Annotated in this window: 10 protein-coding genes; 6 read left to right on the top strand and 4 right to left on the bottom strand. The window is 53.5% G+C overall.

Going from position 1 to position 16,248, the window contains the following annotated elements; all coding sequences use genetic code 11:
- Positions 1-11 precede the first annotated feature (11 nt).
- Both WFJ73_RS09850 and WFJ73_RS09845 read left to right on the top strand, forming a co-directional pair.
- Complete coding sequence (locus WFJ73_RS09850; protein WP_336772850.1) at positions 12-1,640, top strand: response regulator; 1,629 nt, start codon at positions 12-14, stop codon at positions 1,638-1,640.
- Positions 1,641-1,862: 222 nt separating this feature from the next.
- The gene (locus tag WFJ73_RS09845; protein WP_336772849.1) at positions 1,863-2,321 is read left to right on the top strand and encodes a hypothetical protein; all 459 of its coding nucleotides are present in this window, start codon (positions 1,863-1,865) and stop codon (positions 2,319-2,321) included.
- 70 nt (positions 2,322-2,391) lie between these two features.
- Here the strand turns inward: WFJ73_RS09845 and WFJ73_RS09840 are convergent, their stop codons facing one another.
- From WFJ73_RS09840 to WFJ73_RS09830, 3 genes are read right to left on the bottom strand one after another with little or no spacing between them, the layout of a single operon-like run.
- Complete coding sequence (locus WFJ73_RS09840) at positions 2,392-3,438, bottom strand: ABC transporter permease (protein WP_442955933.1); 1,047 nt, start codon at positions 3,436-3,438, stop codon at positions 2,392-2,394.
- Positions 3,413-4,423 carry an ABC transporter ATP-binding protein gene (locus WFJ73_RS09835; protein ID WP_336772848.1) on the bottom strand — a complete coding sequence of 337 codons (1,011 nt, stop codon included), beginning with the start codon at positions 4,421-4,423 and terminating at the stop codon, positions 3,413-3,415. The genes WFJ73_RS09840 and WFJ73_RS09835 overlap by 26 nt, the downstream gene beginning before the upstream one ends.
- A 2-nt stretch (positions 4,424-4,425) precedes the next feature.
- Positions 4,426-5,592: a COG1470 family protein gene (locus WFJ73_RS09830; RefSeq protein WP_336772847.1), complete on the bottom strand. Its 1,167-nt coding sequence runs from the start codon at positions 5,590-5,592 to the stop codon at positions 4,426-4,428.
- A 181-nt stretch (positions 5,593-5,773) separates the two neighbouring features.
- Between WFJ73_RS09830 and WFJ73_RS09825 the strand changes: the two genes are divergently transcribed.
- A complete protein-coding gene (locus WFJ73_RS09825; protein ID WP_336772846.1) occupies positions 5,774-6,361 on the top strand; it encodes an RNA polymerase sigma factor in 588 nt (195 codons plus the stop codon).
- On the top strand, positions 6,358-7,131 hold the full coding sequence (locus WFJ73_RS09820) for an anti-sigma factor (RefSeq protein WP_336772845.1): 774 nt from the start codon (positions 6,358-6,360) through the stop codon (positions 7,129-7,131). The genes WFJ73_RS09825 and WFJ73_RS09820 overlap by 4 nt, the downstream gene beginning before the upstream one ends.
- 2 nt (positions 7,132-7,133) lie before the next feature.
- Here WFJ73_RS09820 and WFJ73_RS09815 read toward each other — a convergent pair whose 3' ends face one another.
- Positions 7,134-7,961 carry a helix-turn-helix transcriptional regulator gene (locus WFJ73_RS09815; protein WP_336772844.1) on the bottom strand — a complete coding sequence of 276 codons (828 nt, stop codon included), beginning with the start codon at positions 7,959-7,961 and terminating at the stop codon, positions 7,134-7,136.
- Positions 7,962-8,110: 149 nt separating this feature from the next.
- Between WFJ73_RS09815 and WFJ73_RS09810 the strand changes: the two genes are divergently transcribed.
- Both WFJ73_RS09810 and WFJ73_RS09805 read left to right on the top strand, forming a co-directional pair.
- The gene (locus WFJ73_RS09810; protein WP_336772843.1) at positions 8,111-9,478 is read left to right on the top strand and encodes an MFS transporter; all 1,368 of its coding nucleotides are present in this window, start codon (positions 8,111-8,113) and stop codon (positions 9,476-9,478) included.
- A 132-nt stretch (positions 9,479-9,610) separates the two neighbouring features.
- On the top strand, positions 9,611-16,234 hold the full coding sequence (locus tag WFJ73_RS09805; RefSeq protein WP_336772842.1) for an S-layer homology domain-containing protein: 6,624 nt from the start codon (positions 9,611-9,613) through the stop codon (positions 16,232-16,234).
- The last annotated feature ends 14 nt before the right edge of the window (positions 16,235-16,248 follow it).

Raw genomic sequence — 16,248 nt, 5'->3', positions numbered from 1 at the left:
AGCACTGGTACATGCCAAACATTCTGATTGTTGACGATGAGGCGATATTCCGCAGGGGACTTCGTAAAATGATCGAGTCCTCTTCCGGCAGCTGGGAGGTTGCAGGCGAAGCGAAGGATGGGTACGAAGCTCTGGAAATGATGGAGAGCCTCAAACCCGACGTGTTATTGACGGATATCCGGATGCCCCGGATGGACGGACTGCAGCTGATTCAAATCGCGAAGGAGCGGTTTCCGAAGCTGCTTGTTATCGTTCTTAGCGGCTTTGACGAATTTACGTATTTGCAGCAATCGCTCCGCCATGGAGTTCGGGACTATCTGATGAAACCCGTGGAGCGGGAGGAGTTATTCAAGACGCTGGGGAAGCTGGAGAGCGAGCTCGTCAAGTTACAGAAGCAGGTACTTGAACCGTATGCAGCGGAGCCGGCCGATGCGCGGATCATCCGCCAGCATGTAAGCGAGCATCTGGTGGCAGGGCTGCTGAAAGGCTACGTGAACGAGACGGATCTGGCCTTGCTGGCGAGAATCGGCGTTACTTTTCAAGAGCCGTGTTTTGCCTGCATGATTATCAAGCTGGATAAAGATCTGCTCGATAAGGAGCGGTATGAGAAAGCGGACCCAAGCTTGTTTCAGCTGTATATTCAACAGATCGTTCAAGAGCTGTTGGATCAGCGGGCAAAAGGGTTTTCGTTTATTTTATCCGATACAGAGGTTGTTGCGCTTGTTAATCTTCCCGGTCAGCCGGGGGCAGGTGACCCGCTGTTCGAACTGTCGGAGACGATCCGCAGGCGCATGATCTCCTTGTCGAGATTAACCGTAACGATTGGACTGGGCAGAACCGTTGGCGGAATCAAGGAAATTCCGCAATCGTTCCAGGAGGCGAAGATTGCCCAGCTGCACCGTTTAATCGTGGGCGGCGACCGCGTGATCAGCTATTCGCGGATGAAGGATGGCGAAGAGGAGATGGCTTGGAGCCCCCTTCTTGAGCTTCCGCATGAGCTTCTCGAATCCTCGATTCAGGAAGGCAAGCCGGTACAGACAAGACAATACGCGGCTGCGTTCATTACGACTCTCTGCTCGCAAGCCAGAAGTCCGGAAGTCATTCACCAGCAGATTTGCAAGCTCCTGATTCACGGGTATGAGGAAGCGGAGAAGCTGGATCTAACGCAAAGCTGGCTGGGCGAACGTACGATTCAGGCGGTGCTGCTGGAGATTTGTTCCCTCACTTCCCGCACGGAGCTGATCGATTGCTGCTGCGCTTATCTGGAGAAGCTGGCCGCATGTATCGCGAGCGGGCAGAAGAACGCCGACCATGATCCCATCGAGAAAGTCATCCGGTACGTGAACCAGCATTATCACGAGCCATTGTCGCTGACGCAAGTCGCGGAGAAGGTTTATCTCAACCCGGCGTACCTGTCGACGTTGTTCAAACAGCGGACGGGTAGCTCGTTAGTCGAGTACTGGACGGAGCTTAGAGTTTCCGAAGCGAAGAGGCGTCTTGTCTCCTCCAACGAAAAGGTGACGATTATCGCCGAGAGCACGGGATTCGGAAATATCCGCCATTTCAACCGGGTATTCAAAAGCGTCACGGGCCTCGCCCCGATTGATTACAGGGAGCAAGCCAGGTCGGTGAAGGTATAGAGATTAACAGCCTGCAGAACCGTTCATGCTCTGCAGGCTGTTTTGTTTTTCGCAGGAATGGCAGCTTTCCGCAACAAATCAATTTCCCTTGCGTCTTTACTGTGGAATTATTTGGAGGGAGGTTGCGTCTTGGGCATAAAATCAAAAATAGTGCTGTTCTGCTTTATCATTGCGTTATTATTTTGTACCTTAATAATCCTTCGACAAAGCGGTGAGCAAGGCATGGAAAGGGCCGCGCTTTCCCTGAACCAGCCGATGGCAAGGGTTGCTCATATCGAAAAGCTGGGGAAGAAGAACGCCATTGTGTTTTATGACTGGGGCACTAATCCGCAGTATTTCGGAATCGCGCGATTGAAGAAGAATATATTCGGCTGGCATTTGACTGGCGGCTCAACTTCAGCCGAGCCCAAGGAGCATAAGTTTGGCTGGTCTTTTAACGGTTTAAAAGGCGATGTTCCGCATTACGCAGGTATGTATTCCGGGAAAATCTATGATCCCCAGATTGCAAGCATGTGGATTAAGAGCAGGTCGAGCGGTAAGGAACTGCCCTGCCAAATTATTGAATACGGGGCCGGAGAGAAGTTCTGGTTCTATTTATCGGAGGAAGAGGAGGGGCCTGATTCCGTTATCCTTGCACGTTCGGAGACCGGCGAGATTTTGGAGCAGTATCCAAGCGTATAAGGGAAAAAGCTTTCCTAACGCTTCTATGAATAGAGCGAAGGAAAGCTTTTTATTATGTTGAGCGGTCTTGTTACGCCCGAGAACGGATTTCCTGGCGCATGAACAGCACATAAGAGATTGCAAAGCAGATTGCCGTCTCGGCAATGAGACAAATAAGCTGCGGCCAGGACAGCAGGATGCTTTGCATAAGAGGCAGAGGACTTGCTATCGCCCCAACAACCTGCTCGGTGGTCAGCGGGCCAAGCGATCTGACGCCGGGCATCAGCAGCGTGCTTGTGGCCTCCGAGAACAAATATGAAGGAGAAATCCGATTAAGCAGAAGCATCCAGTTGAAGTGGCTAATCTGAGCTCCGATTCCGGCGGAATCAGCGGGCGCAGTCGCTTTATCAATCAGCCCGATAATCATGCTGTAGAACACCGAGAAGAAAATCCAAAGCGCGATACCCGACAACGCGGATGTAGCCGTCTGTCTGAATCGGATGGAGAAGATAATCGAAAGGTTCAGCCAGAAGCCCACATAAACAATAGCTACGATGAGGAAGCATAGGACGCGAAGCACTTCCTCAGGTGTTGGCGGATAACCAATGACAAACAGCCCAAGTCCCATGACAAGCAGCCCTAGAGAAAACAGCGCAACGGAGATTAACAGCAGTGAAGCCGTAAATTTCGCCAGGATAAAGTCATCCCGGTACAAAGGCTGCGACAGCAGTCTGCTTAGCGTCCCTTTGCTGCGTTCCGTATTGACGGCATCAAAGCCGAGAGCGATGCCAATCAGCGGCCCCAGAAAAGAGACGAAGGTTACAAAAGTCGGCAGCGAGCCGTCCGATGCGGTGAACATTTGCAGAAATAAAAAGGAGATATCGGTCTGCTGCGATTTGACGCCGGCTTGAATAGCGGTGACTGCGGCATAGATGGAACCTATGCAGGCCAGCGTAATAATGCCGATTAGAATGGTGAAGCGCCAGCTCCGCAGATGGTCGCCAAATTCCTTCTGGACCAGCACCCAAAAGGGAGAGTGATTGCGGCGACTGTTTTCAAGCGGTTGGTCTGAGCGGCTGTTTAACCGTCCGGCAAGTTTTTTCCACAAGCCGTTATTGAATGCTGTTGCTGCGTTCAAGCTGTCCCCCTCCTTCGAAATAACGGTGATAAATATCGTCCAAACCGTATTGCTTGCGGCGAATGCCGAACAAGGAAGCTCCGCAGTCGAGCACCGCCCGCGCCGCCTCAGATGTAAGATCACGCGTGCCTGTCAGTACGGCGTCCAATGGCTGAGCGCTGCTATAAGCACGATCCCAAGCGGCAGGACCTTTATAGGTAAGAAGACTATCCAGGCTGGAAAGACGTTCATCCAACTCCTTGGACCACGGGGCGGCGGACAACACGACCGTTACGCTGCCGTCATCGTCCAGCTGCTTCGCCAGGGATTCGATGTTGCCGGAAGCAATCAGCTTGCCTTGAACAAACAAACCTACCCGGTCGCATATTTGCTGAACCTGATGAAGGTGATGAGAGGACAGCAGGACGGTAAGTCCTTCGTTCCGGCTTAATTGTTCAATCAGCTCCAGCAGCTCGCGCACCCCTTCCGGGTCAATGCCTAGCGTGGGCTCGTCGAGAATAATAATTTCAGGCTTCTTGATCAGCACATCGGCAATGCCAAGCCTTTGCCGCATCCCTCTCGAGAATGCGCCAACCCTCTTGGTCAGCGTATGCTGAAGGCCAACCCGCTCAAGCAGCTCCAGTGCCTGAAATCTGGCATCTTGGATAGGAATGCCGTTTAGTCTTGCCGTTAGAAGCAAATTGTCAAGCGCCGTACGGTCTTCATAAAATCCCACATCATCCGGCATATAGCCGACTCTTCGTTTTACCTCAAGCGGCTGCCTTGCCGGATCAAGCCCGCACACCCGGACTTTTCCGGAGCTGGGCTCCGTCAGCCCCAGCATCATCAGAATGGTTGTTGTTTTGCCCGCGCCGTTGGGGCCAAGAAGTCCGTATACTTCTCCTCTTTGTATCGTCAGATCCAGCTGGCTCACGGCGGTTTGCTCGCCGTATTTTTTCGTCAGCCGGGACATTTCAATAATCGGTACCTGGGCGAATGACTCCATTGTTACCGCCTCCCGAATTTACGGAATAAGCCGTAGATCGCCGCGATAACAGCCAAGATAATGACAATGCCGATCCAGCCCCAGAGGACCGAGGATTTCACGGCGACGCGGAACTGCGCGTCGGCGGATTTTTCCGGGGAAGCAGCATTGACGTTTACCACGTAGTCGCCTGCGAGCGCTTTTTTGTCCGCTTTAATGGTGGCTTGCACATGGGCGGTTTCTCCCGGCTTGATGGAAGCAATGGTCGAAGGCTCGAAGGTAACCTCCCAGTCGGTTGGGCTTTCCGCGGTCATGGCCACTTGCTTAAGCTCCGCTGATCCTTTGTTGGTGACGACCAGGTCAAGCTTGCGCGTGGAGCCGGCGGTCACATTTGTGCTTAATAGATCGTTAGGCGTGGTTAACGCCAGGTCGTAAGTGCCGGTTACCACGGCTTCTACCGTTGTGCTGCCGTTCGTGGAGTTATTGGAGGCGGATATAGGGATGTCATAAGTACCGGCCTTAACCGATTGAGGCGGTTTTGCGCTAATCGTAATCGTCTTCTCGCCGTTGGCGTCGACCTCAACCGAGGTCACGCTGTTGCTTCCGTCGCTGAACGTAACATCCCAGCCGGCTGCTGCATTAGCAGCAAGCGCGTAGGTTTGTTTTTCGGCTGTGCGGTTGCGAAGCGTCGCGCTGAAGGTAAAGGTAGAATCCGAATGCCCCTGCATATTGGGCTGATCCGTCGTTAACTCCGTACGGAAGGTACCCTGCTCGGAGACTTGAACGGCAAGCGGGAGAACGCTGCCGTCCGCATTCATTTGAAACTCGTATACGCCTTTGTTAATTTCGAGCGGAACATCCAGCTGCAGGTTTACCGTCTGGGATTCACCGGGTTTAACCGCGATTTTGCTTACGGTACGCCCTCCGGCCGTCAGCTCGTAATCCCACTTATTGCCCTTCTCGTCGAAACCAAGATCCACCGTCTGGGTAGACGAGCCGTGGTTGATAATATCCACCGAATAAGCGATCGAATCCCCCGGCGGCGCGGATAATTGAAGATACGGCGTATAAAGCTCTACCGCCGCTGCTGCCGAGACCGGCATTGCGCCTGCTCCCAATGAGACGGCACCTAATGTCATTCCTAGCGCAAGCAAGTATTTAGCGCTTTTTTTGCGGCATGCTTGAAGCATGCGATCCCCTCCTGTAGCTCGGAAATTTTGACTGCATCGCCTTGAAGCGTACGTAATCGGTACGAATGGCAACGGAGATTGGATTTGCGAACCTGAAAAAAAATTTATTTTTCCTCTGGCGGAAATTCTGGTAAAACGTTAGATAGATGAGGTTGATCCGGTTAGCGAGGGAGGAATGGCGATGAGCCGCTTGGAGGATATGAGCGAGGTTCTTCGCGACATGTGCGAGGGCGAGGTAGACGCCTTTGACCGTTTTTATGCCAGATATGCACCGCTTGTCATGCAGGTTGCGCTGCGTATGCTGGGAGAACGGATGGAGGCGGAGGATGTTTGCCACGATGTGTTTCTTGAAGTGCTGAGGCGGGGGAAGGATTACAATCCCGGGCGCGGATCGCTGGAGGCATGGCTGGCGGTTATGACCAGGAGCCGATGTCTTGACCGTTTGCGCAGATCTAAACGGATAGCCGAGAAGGATAAGGAGCTTGGGCAGGATGACGCCGCAAGCAGCAGAAGCTCGGAGGAAATTGCCCTGCAGCATTTGGAGCGGGAGGAATTAAACGAAGCGCTTATGAGGCTGCCCCGTAATCAGCGGGACGCGGTCGCATACAGCTATTACAGCCCGCATACGCAGAAGGAGCTGTCCGCCGCCTGGAACGTACCGCTTGGCACCGTAAAATCGTGGGTGCGATACGGATTAAACAATATGCGGAAGCATCTGGAGCGAAGGGGAAGCGACCGGAATACCGGAGTAGAGGAGGGGCGGAGATGACCGGCAAGCCGAAAGACCAATGTACGGTTGGATATTGCGAAGAACAATGGATTGATTGGCTGCTCGGGAAACAGACCGGCGTGAGATACGCCCAGATGGCCAATCATCTAAATACATGCTTTGCCTGCAGGGAAAAGGTATCGGAGTGGCAGTCTATTCTTGCGCCTGCTGCTGCAAATGAAGGAATCGGGCAGACCGCGGAAGACAGATTTCCGTCGGATCGGATCCGGAGGAGCTTGAGATCTCATGTTCAGCGACGCGGTATCGTTAAACGGCTGCGAAGCGGCTGGACTTCCCGCAGCAAATGGGCGGCCGCGCTTGTCTCCGCCGTCATTGTCGTCGTCTGTGCGGCCTGGTTGTATAACAGCGTCCGGCAGCCTGCTGATCAGCGCAATCATTATGTCGCCGCGCACGAGCCCGAAGCATTGGCCTTTATAAACGCACCGGAGACGGCCAGCTATAAAGTGCATCCGTATAACAATGAGCTGGGTGAAGGGTATATCTGGTTTAACAGCGACTCCGGCGAAATGCTGGTCCTGCTGGATGGCATGTTGTCGAGCCGCGATTACGACATACAGGCATGGGCGCTGGAAGGCGGCAGCCGGGTTAACCTGGGATTGCTCGAGCAGTCGGAGAAGAAGCACGCCCATCTCTATGTGAAAGCCGGGGCATTGGTCAACGCAAGCCAGCTTGCGCTTACCATTGAGCCGTCGGGAGGCAGCGTAGAGCCAACCTCGCCGGATGCGTTCCTGTTTAAGATGGAGCATTAGCGCTAGAGCAGCAGCTGCTCCATCTTGGAGACCGTTTGTTCATCAGCCGGAAGGTTAATGGTGACGGTAAAGTGGGGAGAGTCCGATACGATAAAAGAAAGCTGGTTAAACGCTAACGTACCGGCAGTCGGATGATAATTGATTTTCTTCCCTTCCGGTCCGTTCAGCACGTCATGCTGCGGCCACCATTCCCGGAATTCATCGCTTGTTTGCTGCAGCTCGCCAATGATCTCCAGCCACCAGGAATCACCCGGGAATTTGGCATAACCGGCACGGAATTGGGCAAGCCTGTGCCGTGCATGCTTCTCCCAGTTCTCCTTCAGGAGCTCCCGGACGCCGGGCAAATGGAAAGAACGCCATACGGTGTTGCGTTCTCGTTCCGACATCGATTCGAAAGGGCCGTATACAAGATTTGCGGCTTTATTCCATGCTCTGATAATCAGTCGTTGATCGGTTATAAAGGCCGGACTTGCACCTTGGCGGTCAAGGAAGCTTTGCAAGTTCTCGCTGATCCTATTCCCGTCCAAAGAAGGGTCAGCCGGAACCTGCTGGATAGCGAGCAGGAACAAATGCTTCCGCTCGTCGGCATCCAGCCGGAGCGCGCGGCTGATGCAATCCAATACTTGTGCGGATACCTGAATCGGACGGGCCTGCTCCAGCCATGTATACCAATCCACGCTTACGCCCGACAGCATAGCGACTTCCCCGCGTCTTAGGCCGGGTGTCCGCCTGCGCCCGCTTGCCGGCAATCCGGCTTGCTCCGGAGACAGCCGGGCTCTCCGCGTCTTCAGAAATTGCGCAAGCTCTCTTAATCTTGCCGAGTCATCCATGCTACAGAACCTTCTTCCCGTTATGAAATATTTATTCAAATCCTATCGTAGGAGAAAAACTCCTAGGATAAGCTCTCCTCTTCATCTCTTATCGGATTCATTATACACTCTGTGGGAATTCGACATGAAGAGTAAGGTAGGGGAAAACAATGGAAAAAGCTTTACAACAAGTATCCGGCAGAAGCCGGCTGCTTCTGCTCGGACTATCGCTTGGCTATTTTATGGTGCTGCTGGATATGACGGTCGTTAGCGTTGCTCTTCCGGCGATTCACGAAGATCTCGGGGGCGGGCTCATCGATCTCCAATGGGTCGTGAATGCCTATACGATCGTGTTTGCAGGGCTTTTGCTGTCAATGGGGGTATTCGCAGATCGATTGGGAGCAAAACGGGTCTATATTGCCGGTCTCATCCTGTTCCTTGCCGCATCGGCTGCATCTGCGGTCGTATCGACTACAGGCGCACTCATCGCTTTGCGGGCTATTCTTGGAATAGGGGGAGCGGCTTTGCTGCCTGCCTCGTTAACCTTATTGTCTCATACCTACCCCGTGCCGGGAGAACGGGCCAAGGCTCTAGGAATATGGACCGCGGTTACGGGAGCCGCGATGGCCGCAGGGCCTGTAATTGGAGGAATACTTGCGGACTCGTTTGGCTGGCGGAGTATTTTTCTGCTTAATGTACCGATTGCCGCAATAAGTCTGCTGCTGACTTGCGTACTGGCAGAAGAGACCCCGCGCTCCGCGCAAAAGAGCTTTGATGCAGGCGGTCAAGTAACCGCTCTGGCGGCAATCGCTGCTTTATCCTTCAGTTTGATGGAAGGGCAGTACTACGGCTGGGGCTCTCCCGTCATTTTGGGAACGGTTGGTTTGGCGGTTCTGAGCATGATCCTGTTTATCATGCTTGAAGCAAAAGGCCATGCTCCGCTGTTTCCTTTAAGCTTGTTCAAGAACAGTACCGTTTCCACGGGGCTGATAGCCGGCATGGCTATTAATGCAGGATTGTCCGGCGTGTTGTTTGTATTGCCTTTGTTCTTTCAGCAGAGTAGAGGATTATCGGCTCATGCTGCCGGTCTGTCCCTGCTCCCGATGATGCTGCCGCTGGCCTTTAATCCGATTCTGACCGGACGGATCGTCAGCCGGATGGGCGCGCGCAAGCCTATGGCGGCAGGATTTGGCTTTGGAGCAGCAGGAACGCTGATTCTGGCATGGATCCATTCCGGCACAAGCTATGCTTGGAGTTTTATTGGCTTGCTGTTAATTGGCTTCGGAGTTTCTCTTGTCATTCCTTCGCTGATGGCGGCGGTGATGTCCTCCGTAGCGAGGGAGCAGACTGGCGCGGTTTCCGGGGCAATTAACGCAAGCCGCCAGTTGGGGTCGGTTCTTGGCGTTGCCTTGCTTGGAGCGGTATTGAACGGCAGCCAGACGTTTTTGTCCGGCATGCAGGTTTCTTTTATCCTGATTGCGATATTGCTCGCCGGAGGTTCCGTTCTGACCCTTGCCGTATTTGGCAAGAAGAGATAAAGCTTCCTTTACGCTGGCAAGCATCATAATATAACACCTAATATTCCCAATAATACACCTCGTCCTGTAAACCCTTACATTCTAAGATGGGAGATGCAACTAATCCTTGACGAGACTTAAGGGGGAGTATGAATGGCACGAAGCAAGGCGATGCTGTCTGCTTTGATGGCACTGCTGCTGCTGTTGACGGCGTTTCCGGTATATGCGGCGGACAATGATAACAATCAAGCAGTCGCTGCGGTCAGCAGCGGGTCAGACAGCTATGTGCGGATCAAGAACAAGTGGAAAAGCAATTATTTGTATGAGGGCTCGGACGGCGTCGTCCGTTACGGCTTTACGGCAATGGACAACGAGAGCTCCCATTGGCTGATTGAAGAAAGCGGCGGGGTGAAGCGGATCAAGAACCGCGTGACCGGCCATTACATCACGATGGAGGATACGAATCAGCGGCGTGATCCGCTATACAGCCGGAGCATTGCAACGAGCACCACGGCTGATCAATGGATCATTGGGGATTCCAGCCGGGCCGGTTACGTCATTATCAAGAATGCCGGCGACCCATCCGCGAACCTGGTCATTCACCAGGAAGACCAGCTGGGATTCGCGGAAGTCAGCGGCGATATCAATATCACGTTCGAAAGCCCGCAATGGGCGCTGGAGCCGGTTGATCCGGCAGGCGTTCCGGTACGAATCGTTAACCAGTTCAAGGCCGGACAATATTTGTATGAGGATAAGGACGGCTTTGTCAAATTTGGCGCTGCCGGCGGTATTACCGATCCCCTCACCCATTGGTACATGGAAACGGTTGAAATAAAAGAAGACGGAAGCTCGGTAATCCGCTTAAGGAACCGCGCGACCGGGCACTACATTACGCAAGGCGATGAAGGCTGGATGCAGCTTAAAGCAATCGCGCAAGACGGCACGAAAAGCGAATGGACGATGGCGGCAGCATCAAGCGCGGGCTTCGTTACTTTTACCAACGTATTTGCGGCACAAGGAGAAACCCCGCTAAATTACGTGCTGAATACCCAGTTCCCTGATGATACCAATGTCCGTGCCAATGACTGGGCTCAGCCGGCATGGGGAAGCGCGCAGTGGAGGATCGATATGGCGGCTGATGTTCAGCCCGTCCGGATAGCAAGCTATTCCGACGATCCTGCGGGAGCTTCTTATCTGTACGAGAATAACGGCGTTGTGCAGTACGGAGCGTTGGACAGCTCGAATGCAGGCAGCTACCTCTATCAGTGGATCATGGAGGATTTTGACGGCAAGACGCTAATCCGCAACGTGGCAACCGGCCACTATATCCGAGGCGGGTCGGCTCAGCCGGCAGATCCTCTGACCGCGGATAAACCTTCGGCTATCGATCCTTCTTATGAGTGGGCGATAGCATCTTCAAAAATCTACGACGATTATAAGACGATCCAAAACGCAAGCGGGGACAATGTCTATCTGCATAACGCGGATGCAACGGGATTTGCTCAAGCGGGCACGGTCGATCCGGATGCGAATCCGGCGCAATGGCTTCTTGCCGATCCTTCGGCAGCAACGGACGGGTCCCCGCAGTTTGTGCGCATGATGAATGAATGGCAATCCATGTATCTGTACGAGGATTCGCAGGGCAATTTGAAATACGGCAATATTCGCGAGGACGATCAGCGCGATCAATGGGTCATTGAGCGGTTCCAGGGTCGTAAGCGGATCAAGAACCGCGCGACCAACCATTATATCAATCTGCAAAATGTAACGGACGGTCATATCAAAGTATCCGACGTGGAGGATGACTGGAGAAGCGCCGTTTGGGTCATCGAGGATAAAGGCGGCGGTTCCAGGCTGATTCATAGCGTTCTTGATGCGAACGATACAGAGGGCTCGCAGAAGTACATCAACCTGCAGAACCTGACCAAATATGCCGAGTATGGCATTATTAATCCGAACTGGGGCAGCCCGCGCTGGCGCTTTATCAATGTACCGGAAGCTGCGCCAAGCGATATTCGGATCAAGAGCAAGCTGACCGGCGGTTATCTGTACGAAGTGACGGAAGCCGGCGCGGATCTAGGCAAATTGAAATTTGACGACATCCCCGAATCCGATACCTCGTCGATCTGGTTTCCGGAAGACGCCGGCGACGGAGTTGGATCCATACGACTCAAAAACCTCGCAACCGGCCATTACGTCTCGATGGAAGGCGTCGGCGGTTCGGTCGAGCAGGACGCTCCGGACTTCAAGCTGGTTGCGGAAAGCATCTACCCGCAATGGGGCAGCGCCAAGTGGTACCTGCAGGATAGCGCAAATGAAGGCTATGTGAATATCAAAAGCGCATGGGCCGGCCACTTTGTCTATGAAGCGAGCGGGGACGATGCAGGGTACGCGAAAGTAAGCAAGCTTGTTGCGGGCAATGATGAAGGGCAGTTCGCGGCGGAACCGGTCGAAGTGCCGGAAGCACCTCTGCCAGCCGTTCCCGTCCGGATCAAAAATGCCGCAACCGGCCAATTCCTTTACGAGAACCATGGCGGTGTTGTGCTGTACGGCAATGTGGATGCGGATAACGGCTACTCGCATTGGCTGCTTGAAGAAGATAACGGATCGTACCGCATCCGCAACCGCGTAACCGGTCATTACGTCTCGGTAGACGATAATTACCGGTATATCACGAGCGGAGCATTGGAAGCAGCGGCGGCAAGAGCGGATTGGTCCATCGAGCCGCAAGGCACGACCTACTTGATCCGCAGCCTATACGGCAGCTTTGACGATGAATATATCAATGTGCAAAATAGTGCGGGTTACGCGGAACGCGGCTTGTTCCCTGCATCCTACGGGACGCTGCAATGGAGCTTTGACAATGCGCCGGCTGACTTCACAACGCCGGTGATTGGCGATGAGCGGAACGAAGTTACCGGCACTCCGATTTTTAACGATACCAATTACATCACCATAACGGCTGGCGGTAAAAATCTTGCGGAATCAAACGGAACGGCGGTTGTAACGGCAAGCTCCGGCATAGGTAATTCAAGCGCGGAATGGCTGCTTCAGGACTACAACGGCCGCAAGCTGATTAAGAACCGCGCAACAGGCAAGCTGCTGTCGTTGGACCTTTCTCTCAAGGGCAATGCGGCGGCCATAACGGATGCCGAGCAGTGGCTTATTGAAGAACGGTTGGGGCATTTTGTCCTGGTTAATGCGGCAGATAAGAATGGAGCCTTGCACGTAGAGGACGGTGCGCTGCAGTATGGCGAAGCGGCTTCTCCAGCCGTATGGAGCTTTACTCCGGTGCAAGACAAGATTGTTTACGAAGCGGAGAACGCCTTCCGCAGCCAAAGCATTACGGCAGCAACTTTATCGGAAGGTTATACGGGCACGGGTTATCTAGCGGGCTTGAAGAATAAAGACGACCTGATCCGGTTTGTAGTCAATGCGGAAGAAGCTGGTGTTTACGAGGCTTCCATCCGTTATCTGGGAAGTCAAACGGGTACTCTGAAAGTAACGGTCAATGGTATTCCTTCGGATGACGTAAACCTCCCTGCGGCTTCGAGCTGGAAGAACGCCGATTTCTCGCTGGATCTTCGCGCAGGCGTAAATACGGTTACGGTTCAAGGAGCATCAGGCAGCGGCGACTATTCCATTGATTCGCTCTCCATTAATCATGCGGTGAATCTGGCTTATCGCGGGGCGAGTGTTCCTTACGTAACCTATGAAGCTGAGCATGCGGCCACCAATGCCGCGTTGATCGGGCCATCCCGAGTATACCGCGAAATGGCTTCCGAAGCTTCGGGCAGACAGGCGGTTTCGCTTAAGGAGACCGGCGAATATGTAGAGTTTACTCTCGCACAGCCTGCTAACTCTATCGTTTTGCGTTATGCGATTCCGGACAGCGCGGACGGCAGCGGCCTGCAGGAAACGCTAGGTCTTTATGTCAATGGCGAATTTAAACAAAAGCTCAATCTGACTTCGAAATATGCTTGGGAATACGGCAGCTACCCGTGGTCCAATGATCCGAAGCAGGGCAGCGCGCATCGCTTCTTCGACGAGATCCATGCGCTGATCGGCGATGTGCCTGCCGGTGCAACGATCCGGTTGGAAAAAGACGCGGACAGCACGGCTGATTACTACGTGATCGATTTGGCCGACATGGAGCAGGTTGCAGATCCTTTGACCATGCCGGAAGGTTTCCTGTCCGTCGCTGATTACGGCGCAACCGCCGATGATGGCGCGGATGATACGGCAGCCTTCAATGACGCCATGGCAGCTGCCAAAGCCGCAGGCAAAGGCGTCTGGTTCCCGGCGGGTACCTTTGAGCTTCGCAGCAGCCTGCTGCATGTCAGCGACGTAACCATCCGCGGTGCTGGCATGTGGTATACCACGCTTCTTGGAGCAAGATTTATCGGCGATGGCGGACATACCGAAGTGTATGATCTGCTCGTTGACGGCGACTTGAATGTGCGTGATGACGAAGCAAGCACGCATGGCTTTGAAGGCGAGTTTGGCCCGGGCTCCGTTATCCAGAATGTATGGATTGAGCATTCCAAGACAGGTCTCTGGCTTACGCGACTGAAAGGAAGCACCGGCTATACGGACAGCTTGCATATGGTTGGTCTCCGAATGCGTAATCTGATGGCGGACGGCATTAACTTCTGCGTCGGAACAACGGGTAGCATGCTGGAGCAAAGCGACATCCGTTATCCGGGTGACGACGGCATTGCGATGTGGTCTGCGGAAGGCGTAGCCAGCGTAAATAATACAGCTCGCTTTAACACCGTGTCGCTTCCTTGGCTGGCGGATAATATGGTTATTTTCGGCGGCAAAGACAATAAGCTGACCGACAATATCGCCAAGGACACCATTACTAACGGTGCGGGCGTAGCCGTATCGACACGTTTCAATCCGGTTCCGTTCAGCGGTACAACAGTGGTTGAGCGCAATACGCTGATCCGCACGGGCAGCTTCGATACCGGTTACGGCGTGAATCTTGGCGCGATCTGGGTATTCGCAAGCGAGAAGGATCTGAACGGTACCGTATACATCCGGAATAACACGGCGCTCGACAGCACGTATGCCGGACTCCTTGTTCATGGCGACTTTAACGTGAGCGGCGTTTCCATCGAAAATACGGTTATTGACGGCGCGGGTACAAACGGAGTAGATGTTACTCCTAACGTAAAAGGCTCCGTTATTGCGGATAACCTTATCGTGCGGGGTGAACGGATCTCTGTTGTTAATGATTCGAATCCGGGCTTCGCGTTCGAGGAGCAGAACGAAGGCTTCGCAAGCTTATTGAAACCATTCCAGTTCGCGGTAGGAAATGACCGCATCGGACCATTCCAGATGGAGAAAAGGGCCTCGGAAGCGGTTCATGTCTATAACCGAAGCGGGGAAGACGTAACGGGAGAAGCGGTTATAACGACAGACAATAGCAATATTGCTTATCTGGATAAAGGACAATTGATTGCAGCACGCGCAGGGCACGCAAAAATCTCCGTCACTTATAAAGGCACTAAGCGGGTATTTACGCTTCAAGTGACAGGCGAAGAAGACAGCAGCACAGGTACGAATCCGGGTAACTCAGGCAATACAGGCAGTAACGGAACGGATGTCATTACGGCAGCTTCGAAGCCGGAAGACAATGACCTTGCCTTGAAAAACAAAGTAAACGAAGGACATACTGTCGTAACGGTTGATATCAGTGCTTCAGCGTTATCCGGCAAAGCGGCCTTTACGGTAAAAGCATTGCTGGAGCTAGCCGGTTCCAAACCGGATACGGTCTTGGTCGTGAAGAGCCAGCAGGGAAGCTACACGTTCCCGCTGAAGCAGCTCGCCCAGATTTTGAAAGCTAACGGTATTACAGATACGGCAAACGCGATATGGACTTTTTCGATCCAATCGCCTACGGCTGATCTGACAGCCAAGCTGAATAAGGATGCGGCGGATCAAGGCGTAACGACGGTTGGTTCTGCGCTGGATTTCAGCATCACGGTTCAATCCGGCGCGCAAACGGTTGTTATTACAAGCTTTGGCGGCGTTTATGTGGAAAGAACGATTACGGTAGACGGCGTGCAAGAAGCAGGCGAATTAACCGTGTTGGTCTACGATCCGGCAACGGGTACGTTTAGTTCGGTACCAGCTCTTATTACGGTGAAGGATGGCAAAACCGTTATGACCATTAAGAGCATGGGCAACAGTATTTATACGGTTGCGAGGGTTGACCGTACCTTTAAGGATACGGCCAGTCATTGGGCCAAAGCGGACATTGCTCTCCTTGCCGGCAAAGGTATTCTGAATGGCGTATCGGCAGGCAGGTTTGAACCGGAACGCGCGGTAACCCGCGCCGAGTTCGCAGCGATGCTGGTTCGCGCGTTAGGGATTCGCCAGATTAGCGAGGCACGCGCCTTTAAGGATGTACCAGCCGGCAGCTGGTATGAGGAAACGGTGAAGCTCGCATCGGGTGCGGGCATCATCAATGGTTATGAGGACGGAACCTTCCGTCCAAACAGCAAAGTAACCCGCGAAGAGATGGCGATGATGGCCGTTAAGGCCATGGAGCTGGCAACAAGCAGCAAGCTTGCCGCAGCTGGCTTGAACTATAAGGATGCCGGAAAAGTCTCCAATTGGGCATCCGATGCCGTAGGCAAAGCGACGGGTGCAGGCTTATTAAAAGGCATGCCAGACGGCTCCTTTGCACCTGCAGGCAGCGTAACCCGCGCCGAAGCGGCGACGCTTCTCAAACGTTTGCTGGTATCGGCAGGAATGTTAAACGGATAATTTAGTGAGCAAAA

The organism is Paenibacillus sp. MMO-58, assembly GCF_037146255.1.
In the GTDB taxonomy this organism is placed as follows: domain Bacteria; phylum Bacillota; class Bacilli; order Paenibacillales; family Paenibacillaceae; genus Pristimantibacillus.
Note: the sequence above shows the minus strand (reverse complement) of the source record. Positions and strands in the feature narration are given on the sequence as shown.

Bases quoted from the DNA above. Each gene is read 5' to 3' on its own strand.
- WFJ73_RS09805 (WP_336772842.1), top strand. From the start codon at position 9,611: ATGGCACGAAGCAAGGCGATGCTGTCTGCTTTGATGGCACTGCTGCTG.
- WFJ73_RS09815 (WP_336772844.1), bottom strand. From the start codon at position 7,961: ATGGATGACTCGGCAAGATTAAGAGAGCTTGCGCAATTTCTGAAGACG.
- WFJ73_RS09830 (WP_336772847.1), bottom strand. From the start codon at position 5,592: ATGCTTCAAGCATGCCGCAAAAAAAGCGCTAAATACTTGCTTGCGCTA.
- WFJ73_RS09825 (WP_336772846.1), top strand. From the start codon at position 5,774: ATGAGCCGCTTGGAGGATATGAGCGAGGTTCTTCGCGACATGTGCGAG.
- WFJ73_RS09820 (WP_336772845.1), top strand. From the start codon at position 6,358: ATGACCGGCAAGCCGAAAGACCAATGTACGGTTGGATATTGCGAAGAA.
- WFJ73_RS09835 (WP_336772848.1), bottom strand. From the start codon at position 4,423: ATGGAGTCATTCGCCCAGGTACCGATTATTGAAATGTCCCGGCTGACG.
- WFJ73_RS09850 (WP_336772850.1), top strand. From the start codon at position 12: ATGCCAAACATTCTGATTGTTGACGATGAGGCGATATTCCGCAGGGGA.
- WFJ73_RS09810 (WP_336772843.1), top strand. From the start codon at position 8,111: ATGGAAAAAGCTTTACAACAAGTATCCGGCAGAAGCCGGCTGCTTCTG.
- WFJ73_RS09845 (WP_336772849.1), top strand. From the start codon at position 1,863: ATGGAAAGGGCCGCGCTTTCCCTGAACCAGCCGATGGCAAGGGTTGCT.